The sequence below is a fragment of the Rhodosalinus sp. genome, from assembly GCF_046542825.1.
Lineage (GTDB): Bacteria > Pseudomonadota > Alphaproteobacteria > Rhodobacterales > Rhodobacteraceae > Rhodosalinus.
Genome location: NZ_JBKHAQ010000107.1, coordinates 1 through 9592, shown reverse-complemented (window position 1 = coordinate 9592; position 9592 = coordinate 1). Strand labels below are relative to the sequence as shown.

General features: G+C 69.7%; 12 protein-coding genes. 4 read left to right on the top strand and 8 right to left on the bottom strand.

Annotation, left to right across the window (positions count from 1 at the left end; translation table 11 throughout):
• Positions 1-1169 (bottom strand): AMP nucleosidase (locus ACLFOB_RS12505; protein WP_410926273.1); only part of this gene is annotated, 1169 nt, incomplete at its 3' end.
• A gap of 90 nt (positions 1170-1259) precedes the next feature.
• On the opposite strand from ACLFOB_RS12505, the gene ACLFOB_RS12500 reads away from it, so the two are divergent.
• The 3 genes from ACLFOB_RS12500 to ACLFOB_RS12490 are packed head-to-tail and all read left to right on the top strand — an operon-like array spanning position 1260 to position 2950.
• Positions 1260-1700 (top strand): VOC family protein, encoded by a 441-nt coding sequence (locus tag ACLFOB_RS12500; RefSeq protein ID WP_410926272.1) that lies wholly within the window; start codon positions 1260-1262, stop codon positions 1698-1700.
• Positions 1697-2452, top strand: a complete 756-nt coding sequence (locus ACLFOB_RS12495; RefSeq protein WP_410915995.1) for a class II aldolase and adducin N-terminal domain-containing protein — start codon at positions 1697-1699, stop codon at positions 2450-2452. The genes ACLFOB_RS12500 and ACLFOB_RS12495 overlap by 4 nt, the downstream gene beginning before the upstream one ends.
• A 45-nt stretch (positions 2453-2497) precedes the next feature.
• Positions 2498-2950, top strand: a complete 453-nt coding sequence (locus ACLFOB_RS12490) for a BLUF domain-containing protein (RefSeq protein ID WP_410915996.1) — start codon at positions 2498-2500, stop codon at positions 2948-2950.
• Here the strand turns inward: ACLFOB_RS12490 and ACLFOB_RS12485 are convergent.
• From ACLFOB_RS12485 to paaA, 7 genes are all read right to left on the bottom strand, one after another.
• The gene (locus tag ACLFOB_RS12485; protein WP_410926271.1) at positions 2947-3888 is read right to left on the bottom strand and encodes a calcium/sodium antiporter; all 942 of its coding nucleotides are present in this window, start codon (positions 3886-3888) and stop codon (positions 2947-2949) included. The two genes, ACLFOB_RS12490 and ACLFOB_RS12485, sit on opposite strands and share 4 nt — an antisense overlap.
• Positions 3889-4015: 127 nt before the next feature.
• Positions 4016-4651, bottom strand: coding sequence for a class I SAM-dependent DNA methyltransferase (locus ACLFOB_RS12480; protein ID WP_410926270.1), 636 nt, complete (start codon positions 4649-4651; stop codon positions 4016-4018).
• Between the two features lie 198 nt (positions 4652-4849).
• Positions 4850-5899, bottom strand: a complete 1050-nt coding sequence (locus ACLFOB_RS12475) for a 2Fe-2S iron-sulfur cluster-binding protein (RefSeq protein WP_410917776.1) — start codon at positions 5897-5899, stop codon at positions 4850-4852.
• Between the two features lie 11 nt (positions 5900-5910).
• Positions 5911-6402, bottom strand: a complete 492-nt coding sequence (gene paaD / locus ACLFOB_RS12470; RefSeq protein ID WP_410926274.1) for a 1,2-phenylacetyl-CoA epoxidase subunit PaaD — start codon at positions 6400-6402, stop codon at positions 5911-5913.
• Positions 6402-7142 (bottom strand): 1,2-phenylacetyl-CoA epoxidase subunit PaaC, encoded by a 741-nt coding sequence (paaC, locus tag ACLFOB_RS12465; RefSeq protein WP_410926269.1) that lies wholly within the window; start codon positions 7140-7142, stop codon positions 6402-6404. Before paaC ends, paaD begins: the two co-directional genes overlap by 1 nt.
• Entirely contained in the window at positions 7142-7426 is a 285-nt protein-coding gene (gene paaB, locus ACLFOB_RS12460; RefSeq protein WP_410917780.1) for a 1,2-phenylacetyl-CoA epoxidase subunit PaaB, read from the bottom strand. The genes paaC and paaB overlap by 1 nt, the downstream gene beginning before the upstream one ends.
• Before the next feature lie 78 nt (positions 7427-7504).
• Entirely contained in the window at positions 7505-8503 is a 999-nt protein-coding gene (gene paaA / locus ACLFOB_RS12455) for a 1,2-phenylacetyl-CoA epoxidase subunit PaaA (RefSeq protein ID WP_410917781.1), read from the bottom strand.
• A gap of 111 nt (positions 8504-8614) precedes the next feature.
• On the opposite strand from paaA, the gene ACLFOB_RS12450 reads away from it, so the two are divergent.
• Positions 8615-9475 (top strand): SDR family oxidoreductase, encoded by an 861-nt coding sequence (locus ACLFOB_RS12450; protein ID WP_410926268.1) that lies wholly within the window; start codon positions 8615-8617, stop codon positions 9473-9475.
• Positions 9476-9592 lie beyond the last annotated feature (117 nt).

Sequence of the window (9592 nt, the reverse complement as noted above, 5' to 3'; positions counted from 1 at the left end):
TCCCAGTTGCGGTTGTCCACGCTGGCGACCGTCCCGGTGCGCATGATGCGCTTGACGTCATAGCCCTCGAGCGCGGTTTCCTCGGCTACCGCGCGTTCCAGCGCGATCTGGATCTCGGCCAGCGCGGGAACGGGCACCCAGACGGGCAGGTCGTCGTCCAGCACCCGGTCCTCCCGCAGATAGGCGTGGGCGAGCACGAAATCGCCCAGCCGCTGCGAGTTCCGCAGGCCCGCGCAATGCCCCACCATGATCCAGGCATGGGGACGCAGCACCGCGATGTGGTCCGTCGCCGTCTTGGCGTTCGAGGGGCCGACGCCGATGTTGACCAGCGTGATGCCCTGACCGTCGGGCCGCTTGAGATGATAGCTGGGCATTTGCGGCAGCTTGGCGGGCACGGGGAGTTCGGCCGCGGGATCGGTGATCTCGACGTCGCCCGTGGCGACGAAGCTCGTGTAGCCGCTGTCAGGATCGGCAAGCTTGGCACGCGCCACCGCTTCGAACTCGGAGACGTAGAACTGGTAGTTGGTGAAAAGGACGTGGTTCTGGAAATGCGCGGGATCCGTCGCCGTGTAGTGCCGCAGTCGCGCCAGCGAATAGTCCACCCGCTGCGCGGTGAAGGGCGCAAGCGGCCACTCGCCCGCCGGCCCGGCCTGGGCCACGCCGTTGACGATGTCGTCGTTGGTGCTGGCAAGATCGGGAACGTCGAAGACGTCGCGCAGCGGGAATTCGGCCGCGCCCTCCTGCGGCACCATCAGGCCGGGGCGGTCGGCGACGGCGAAATGCACCGGAATCGGGGTGGCCGAGGGGCCGATCTCCAGTGGCACGCCGTGGTTGCGCAGCAGAAGGTCGAACTGTTGATGCAGGTAGTGGGCGAAAAGGTCGGGGCGCGTGATCGTCGTGGCGTAGGTGCCCGGCGCCGCGACATGGCCGAAGCTCAGCCGGCTGTCCACCTCGGCGAAGCTTGTCGTGGTCAGCCGCACCTCCGGATAGAAGGCGCGATAGCGGTGGCCGGGGTGCCCGGAGGCCATGCAGGCTTCGAAGGCCGTTGCGAGGAAGTCCGTCGCGGCGCCGTAGAGTTCGCACAGGCAGTCGACCGCCGCCTCCGCATCGGTGAACCGGCGGGGCGCCGGAAGATCCGGGGTCACGGGGTCCGTCGCGGGCTGGGGCATGGGCGCTCCTGGATCGGCCCCTTGCGCGGGGTTGGCGCAAGTTGACAGCTTGGCCGGGCGCGATCAAGCTGCGCCAGCAGGGGAATGCACATGGATTACGACACGGTCGATCCGGCGGAGTTCGGCCGCGCGCTGCGGGGACTGGGTCTCAACATCCTCGTCCGCGACGTGGGCCGCAGCGCCGCTTTCCTGCAGGAGGTCTTCGGGATGCGCGCGCGCCGGCTGAGCGCCGATTTCGCCATCGTCGAATACGGCGACGCGCGCTTCCAGCTGCACGGGGACCACACCTATGGCGCCAACGCGCTGCTGGGGCTGCTGCCGGAGGCCGGGCCACGCGGTGGCGGACTGGAGCTGCGGCTCTACGACACCGACCCCGACGTTGCCGCGACGCGGGCGGAGACCGCGGGCGGCCATGTGCTCGCCCCGCCGCGCGACAAGCCGCACGGCCTGCGCGAGGCCGTGATCCTCGATCCCGACGGCTACGCCTGGCTGCCGTCGCGCCCACTGGACCCGAAGGAGATGCCGCAATGAACGCCCCGCACCATCCCGCCGCGGCCGACCTGCACGAGCTGCGCGCCGACCTGGCGGCCGCCTTTCGCTGGACCGCGCGGCTCGACATGCACGAAGGCGTCGCCAACCATTTCTCGGTCGCCATCGACACGGGCGGCACACGCGTCCTGATGAACCCCAACCAGATGCATTTCGCGCGCATCCGGGCCTCCGACCTGATCGAGGTCGACGCGACCGATCCCGCCACGCTGGACCGGCCGGACGCGCCCGACCCGACGGCCTGGGGCCTGCATGGCGCGATGCACCGCGAGCTGCCGCAGGCGCGCTGCGTGATGCATGTGCATTCGCCCTTTGCCACGGTCCTCGCCTGTCTTGACGACCCGACCCTGCCGCCGCTGGACCAGAACGCCTGCGCCTTCTTCGACCGGGTGGTGGTGGATCGCGACTATGGCGGGCTCGCCTTCGAGGAAGAGGGGGCGCGCTGTGCGGCGCTCTTCGACGACCCGAAGAAGAAGGTCATGCTGATGGGCAATCATGGCGTCATGGCGATCGGCGCGACCGTGGCCGAGACCTTTGACCGCCTCTATTATTTCGAGCGCGCGGCGGCGACCTACATCCGCGCGCTCTGGACGGGGCGGCCCCTGTCGGTTCTGCCAGACGAGGTGGCCGAAAAGACCGCGCAGGAGCTCGAATCCTACCCCGGCGGGTCGGGCCGGCACCTCGCCGAACTGCGCGCGCTGCTGGACGCGGAGGGATCCGACTACGCGGAGTGAGGCGGCGCCAAGGGGAAGAGGCGCCGCAAAGGGGAGAGGCAGCAGATGAAGGACACCGCGCTCTTGCCGGAGGGGCCAAGGCCCGCGGGCCAGGACCCGTCCGACCTGATGACGCTGAGCTATCGCAGCGTGGCGAAGGACGACTTCACCGAGCCCGGCATCGGGGGGATGGTCGCCCAGGCACGGCGCTTCAACGCGAGCGCGGGGATCACCGGGGTGCTGCTCTACGACGGACGCTATTTCCTGCAGATCCTGGAAGGGTCTCTGCAGCAGGTCACGCGTCTTTTCGCCTCGATCCGGCAGGACGGACGCCATTCCGAGGTTCTGCCTTTCGCGATCCGCTGGCTGACACGCCGCCGGTTCGACGACTGGTCGATGCGCCTGCTCGGACCGCTGGCCACGCGAGAGGTCGCTCCGGACCTCGCACGCATCGACGGAGCCGACCCGGAGCGCATCGACCGACTGGCGACGGATGTTCTTGGCCTGCTCCGTCGTTAAACCGCGGGGAGGAACTGCAGCGCCAGGTAGACGGCATAGGCCGCCAGCAGGGCTGCCCCCTCGCGCCGGCTGAGGCGCCAGCCGGTGACCGCGAAAAGCGTGAGCGCCAGCGCCGCGGCGAGCATCACCCAGATGTCGAGGCGCGCGATCTCGGCCGGGACAGGCAGCGGCGCGACAAGCGCGGTCACGCCAAGGATGCCGAGCACGTTGAAGATATTGGAGCCCAGGATATTGCCGAAGGCCACCGCCCCCTGCCGCCGCAGCGCCGCGACGACCGATGTCGCAAGCTCGGGCAGCGAGGTGCCGACCGCCACCAGCGTCAGGCCTATCACCGCCTCCGACAGCCCCGCGGCGCGGGCGATTTCCGTCGCGCCGTCCACCAGCAGCCCGGCGCCTAACACGACACCCGCGATACCGGCCGCCGTCAGCGACAGGCCCGCGACAAGGCCGAGGCCCGGCTGCTCGGGCACCTCCCCGGACAGCGCGGCGCCCGCGCCGCTCTCGGTCTTCCAGACCATCCAGGTATAGGCGGGCACCAGCGCCAACAGGCCCGCGCCGGTGAGGGTGCTGAAGGCGTCGGCCAGTACCAGCACGGTCAGCAGCAGGCTCACCGCGATCAACACCGCGCCATCGCGCAGAAAGCTTTTCCGCTCGACGACCATGGGCGACAGCATCGCGGCGATGCCGAGGATCAGCAGCACGTTGGCGATGTTGGAGCCCACGACGTTGCCCAGCGCGATGCCGGGCGCGCCCTCCAGCGCGGCACGCAGGCTGGCCACCAGTTCGGGCATCGAGGTGCCGAAGCCCACCAGCGTGAGCCCGATCATCAGCGTCGAGACGCCCAGCCGAACGGCGGCCGCCACCGCGCCCCGCACGAGGATCTCGCCCCCGCCCAGCAGCAGGACGAGCCCGCCCGCGATCAGTGCCCAGGTCTCCATCGAGGTCATGCCTTTCGCAGGGACGGTCCCGCCGGATCGGGCCGCAGCGCACCGCCCCCGCGCACCGGCGGCCTGAGATCGGAACGCGGCGGCGCGGTTCAAGGTGCGGCCGCGAAAAATCCCGCGCTCAGGGCGCCTTGCGGAAGGTGACGACCAGCATCGTGTCGTCGGCGTGCGGGCTGGGCGAGCCCGGCGCGTAGATGCGCTCGAGCGCCGTGGAAAGCCCCGTGATCCGCCCCCGAAGCGCGGTGAGCTTCGCCTCGAACCCGGCAGGGCCGAAGATACCGTCGTGCACCGTGAGCACGAAGAGCGCGCCGGGCGCGGCCACACGCAGCAACTCGTCCAGCGCCTCGGGGCCGACATGGCCGTGGGTGAAGGTGCCCGCGCTGACGACACCGGCATAGCGGCCCGCCCCGAGCGGCAGGCCCCGCAGCACGTCCGCCGCGATCAGCTCGCGATAGACGCCCTTGCCGCGCGCCACCTCCAGCATCCCGGGCGAGAGATCCGTGGCGTCCACCGGCCCGACGCCAAGCTTCGCCAGCGCCTCGCCCACCAGCCCGGTGCCGGCCCCCATGTCGAGCACCGGCCCGGCGCCGCCTGCCGCCGCATAGGCGGCGGCCACCACACCGGGCGAGCGATAGCCGTTCGCGGCGGCAAAGTCGTGGTCGTAGGTCTCTGCCCAGCCTTCGTAGAGCCGCTTCGCCGCCTGCGGCCCGTCCAGCCCGTAGGCGGCATCGACGTCGGGTGTCCTTTCGTCGGTCATGACCGCATCAAAACCCGACCCGCTCCCCGGCACAACCCGTTGACGGCGACGTCAAGTCATGCGCCATGGCACGGCGGGATCGCGGGGTGCGCGCTACTTCGGAACAGCCCGGCATGGGTCAGGGGCTTCGCTTCGTCCAGGCGGTGCCGCCAAGCATCCTGCCGATGACGGTCGGCACCGGCATGCGCGCCCGCCGGATCAGGCGGCGTCGAAGTCCAGCACCAGCTTCTCCGAGGTCGGCCGCGACTGACAGGCCAGCACGAAGCCTGCCTCCAGTTCCCAGGGCTCCAGCGAGTAGTTCACCGCCATCTCCGCGCTGCCCTCCTCGACCTTGCAGCGACAGGTGCAGCACATGCCGCCGCGGCAGGAATAGGGCAGTTCCAGCCCCTGCCGCTCGGCGGCCTCGAGCACGGTGTCGTCCTGCGGACCAACGGTAAAGACGCGGCGCGCGCCGTCCAGCACGACCTCGACCTGCACGCCCTTCTCGGCGGCGGCCTGCGCGGCCTCGGACCGCGTCGGGCGCGGTCCCTCGCCCTCGGTGAAGAAACGCTCGAAGTAAATTCGCTCGGCCGGCACGCCCTTGTCCGTCAGCGCCTCTGCCACGTCGTCGATCATGCCGCCGGGGCCGCAGAGAAAGATGCCGTCGGCCCCCTCGATATCCACCGCCCCGGCATTGGCCAGCCGCAGGATCCGCTCGCCGGTGATCCGCCCGTTCAGCAGCTCCACGTCCTGCGGCTCGCGGCTGAGCACGTGGATCAGCGTGAAACGATCGACGTAACGGTCCTTCAGCGCCTCGAGCGCGTCGCGGAACATGATGTGCTGCGTGTCGCGGTTGCCATAGATCAGCGTGACCTCGGCGCCCGCCGCCAGCCGCTCCGCCGCGATCGAGACCATCGGCGTGATGCCCGATCCGGCCGCGATCAGCACGATCTTCGCCTCGTCCTTCGGCACGAAGCGGCCCTCGGGCGGCATCACGCGGATCACCTGTCCCGGCTCCAGCCCCTGGCAGAAGGTGGAGAAGAGCCCACCCTCGACATGCTTGACCCCCACGGTAAGCGGCTTGCCCGGTGCCGAGGCGATGGAATAGGAGCGGCGCGCGTCCTGCCCCCCGACCTCGGCGCGGAGCGTCAGATACTGCCCGGGCTTCCAGGCGAAGGCGTCCCGCAATTCCTCGGGCACGGCAAAACTCACCGCGACGCTGTCGGGGGTCTCGTGGCGCACGTCGGCGATGGTCAGCTCGTGGAACATGTCGCTCCTCCTCAGAGGCACTTGAAGTAGTCGAAGGGCTCGGCGCAGGCGCGGCATCGGTAATGCGCCTTGCAGGGGGTCGAGCCGAACTCGGAAAGCCGCTCGGTCTCGGTCGCGCCGCAGCGCGGGCAGGCGACCGAGACGGACCCGAAGAGCGTGGCCTTGCCGCCACCCTCCACGGGCGGCGCGATGCCGTAGTCGCGCAGCTTCTCGCGCCCCTCCTCGGTGATCCAGTCGGTGGTCCAGGGCGGGCTCATCACCCGCTCCACCCGCGCCTCGAACCCCGCGTCGCGCAGCGCCTGCTCGACGGCGAACTCGATGGCCAGCGTCGCGGGGCAACCCGAGTAGGTCGGCGTGACGCCGGCCACGGCGGCCCCGTCCTCCAGTCGCACCCAGCGCAGGATGCCAAGGTCCGCGACGGTCACGCAGGGCACCTCCGGGTCGGGCACGGCGGCCGCGGCCTCCCAGGCGCGGGCCTGCTCCGGTGTCGCGGCCCCTGCCATCACCAGACCGCCCCCGGATGCGCGCGGTGCGTCACCTGCATCTCGGCCAGCATGTGGCCCAGCGCCTCGCCATGCCGCATCTCGCGCCCGCCGGCTTGCGGGAAGCGCACCTGCGGGATCTCCAGCCGCGCCTCGGCGAAGATCTCGCCGATCACCCGGTTCCACTCAGGCCGGATCGCCGCCCGGTCGGGCAGGGCATCCACGCCCGCTGCGGCCTCGGAGGTATGGAACAACTCGTCGGTGTAGCGGTGCAGCTCCTCGACCGCCTCCTGCATCCGCCGCGCGCTCTCCTCCGTGCCATCGCCCAGCCGGATCACCCACTCGCCGGCATGGCGAATGTGATAGGCCATCTCCTTCACCGCCTTGCCGGCGATGCCGCGCACCGTCTCGTCGGGGCTGCAGGCCAGCGCGGCCTTCCAGTAGGGCTCCATGAAACCCGCGAAATAGAGCTGGCGCAGCATCGTCTGGGCGAAATCGCCGTTCGGCCGCTCCACCAGCAGGCAGTTGCGATAGTCCGTCTCGTCCCGCAGATAGGCCAGCGCATCCTCGTCGCGCCCCTTGCCCTCGACCTCGCCCGCGTAGGTATAGAGCGTCCGCGACGTGCCGATCAGGTCGAGCGCCATGTTCGGCAGCGCCAGATCCTCCTCCAGCATGGGCGCATGACCGCACCACTCGCTCAGCCGGTGGCCCAGCACGAGGTGATCGTCGGCCAGCTCCAGAAGGGCCTCGAACAGCGCCATCACATGTGCCCCACGTCTTCGGGAATGTCGTAGAAGGTCGGGTGGCGATAGACCTTGCCCGCCGTCGGCTCGAAGTTCTCCGCCGCCTGATCCGGGTCCGAGGCCGTGATCGCCTTCGACGGCACCACCCAGATCGAGGTGCCCTCGCCCCGCCGCGTGTAGACGTCCCGCGCCGCGTTCAGCGCCATGACCTCATCCGTCGCATGCAGGCTGCCCACATGCTTGTGGCTCAGCCCGTTGCGGGGCCGGATGAACACTTCCCAAAGAGGCACTTCACCGCTCATCGCGCCCACTCCCTTCAATGGTCCCGAAATACCCCGGGGGTGCGGGGGCAGCGCCCCCGCCTTGCCGCCCGGATCCTGTCACTCCGCCGCGATCGGCGCCGCTTGCGCAGCCCGCGCCCGCCGCTTCTCGGCATGGGCCAGCGCCGCCTCGCGGACCCAGGCGCCGTTCTCCCAGGCCGCCTTGCGGTCGCGGATGCGGTCGCGGTTCATCACGCCGCCGCCCTTCACCACGCGCCAGAACTCGTCCCAGTCGATGGCGCCGAAATCGTAGCCGCCCTTCTCCTCGTTCCACTTCAGGTCCGGGTCGGGGAAGGTAAGGCCAAGGTACTCGCCCTGCGGCACGGTGGCGTCCACGAATTTCTGGCGCAGCGCGTCGTTCGAGAAGCGCTTGATCTTCCAGGCCATGTTCTGGTCGGAATGCTGGCTGTCGCTGTCGTGCGGGCCGAACATCATCAGCACCGGCCACCACCAGCGGTTCAGAGCCTCCTGCACCATCTCGCGCTGCGCGGGGGTTCCTTTCGCCAGCGTCATGACGATCTCGTAGCCCTGGCGCTGGTGAAAGCTCTCTTCCTTGCAGACGCGGATCATCGCACGGGCATAAGGCCCGTAGGAGCAGCGGCAGAGCGGGATCTGGTTCATGATCGCCGCACCGTCCACCAGCCAGCCGATGATGCCGATGTCGGCCCAGGTCAGCGTGGGATAGTTGAAGATCGAGGAATACTTCGCCTTGCCGGAGTGCAACTCCTCGGTCATCTCCTCGCGCGAGACGCCCAGCGTCTCGGCCGCCGAGTAGAGGTAGAGGCCATGGCCGCCCTCGTCCTGCACCTTCGCCAGGAGCGCCGCCTTGCGCTTGAGCGAGGGCGCGCGCGTGATCCAGTTGCCTTCGGGCAGCATGCCCACGATCTCGGAATGCGCGTGCTGGCCGATCTGCCGGATCAGCGTCTTGCGATAGCCCTCGGGCATCGCGTCGTTGGGCTCGATCTTTTCCTCGGCGTCGATCCGCTTCTGGAACGCCTCCAGGAACTCGGGGCTCTCGCCCGTCTTGCCGTCGGCTCCGATCAGTCCCTGTGCATACATCGCGCATCTCCTCCTTAAAAGCTCACGCGGAGTATATGTTACGAAATGACTTGCTCCAAGAGTTTTTTGTAACACTTGCGCAGAGGCTCGCCCATCTTCATGAAATGCCTCATGGATCGCGTTCTTCTCTCGCTCGGCCACGGCTACTCGGCCCGCGCGCTTGCCCGCCTGCTGACCCCGCAGGGCTGGCGAATCATCGGCACGACCCGCAGCCCGGAAAAGGCCGAACGCCTCGTGGCAGAGGGCGTCGAACCCCTGATCTGGCCCGGCGCCGACCTGCGCCCGGCGCTCGCGCAGGCCACGCATCTGCTGTCCTCGGTCGGACCCGACGCCGAAGGCGACCCGGTGCTCCGCACGGCGGGCGAGGCGATCGCCGCCGCCGCGCCGCAGTTCGCCTGGGCCGGATATCTTTCGACGACAGGCGTCTATGGCGATCATCAGGGCAACTGGGTGGACGAGACCACCCCTCCTGCCCCCGCCAAGGGCAGCAGCGCACGACGGCTGGAGGCGGAACGCGCCTGGGGCGCCGTTCCGGGGCTGCCGCTGCACGTCTTCCGCCTGTCCGGAATCTACGGGCCGGGGCGCAGCGCCCTCGACCGCCTGCGCGCCGGCACCGCGCGGCGAATCGTGAAGCAGGGGCAGGTCTTCAGCCGCATCCACGTCGACGACATCGCGCAAACCCTCGCGGCCTCGATCGCGCAGCCGGACGCGGGAGCCGTCTACAACCTGGCCGACGATCTTCCCGCCCCGCCGGAGGACGTGATCGAACACGCGGCCCGGCTGCTCGGCATGCCCGTGCCGCCCGCGATCCCCTTCGAGGAAGCGGAACTCTCGCCCATGGCCGCGAGCTTCTACGCCGAGTCCAGGCGGGTCCGGAACGCCCGGATCAAGGAGGCGCTGGGCGTGCGACTGCGGCACCCCGACTATCGCGCGGGACTCGCTGCGATCCTTGCAGTCGAGCGCACCGGCTGATCCCGGGCGCCAAGCGCCTTTCAAGGCGCTTGCAAGGGATTTCCAAATCCCTTGCCCGGCGCTCAGGCCCGGCGGCCGGCCACCTGTGCCACGCCCATCAGCGACAGCACCTTCGCT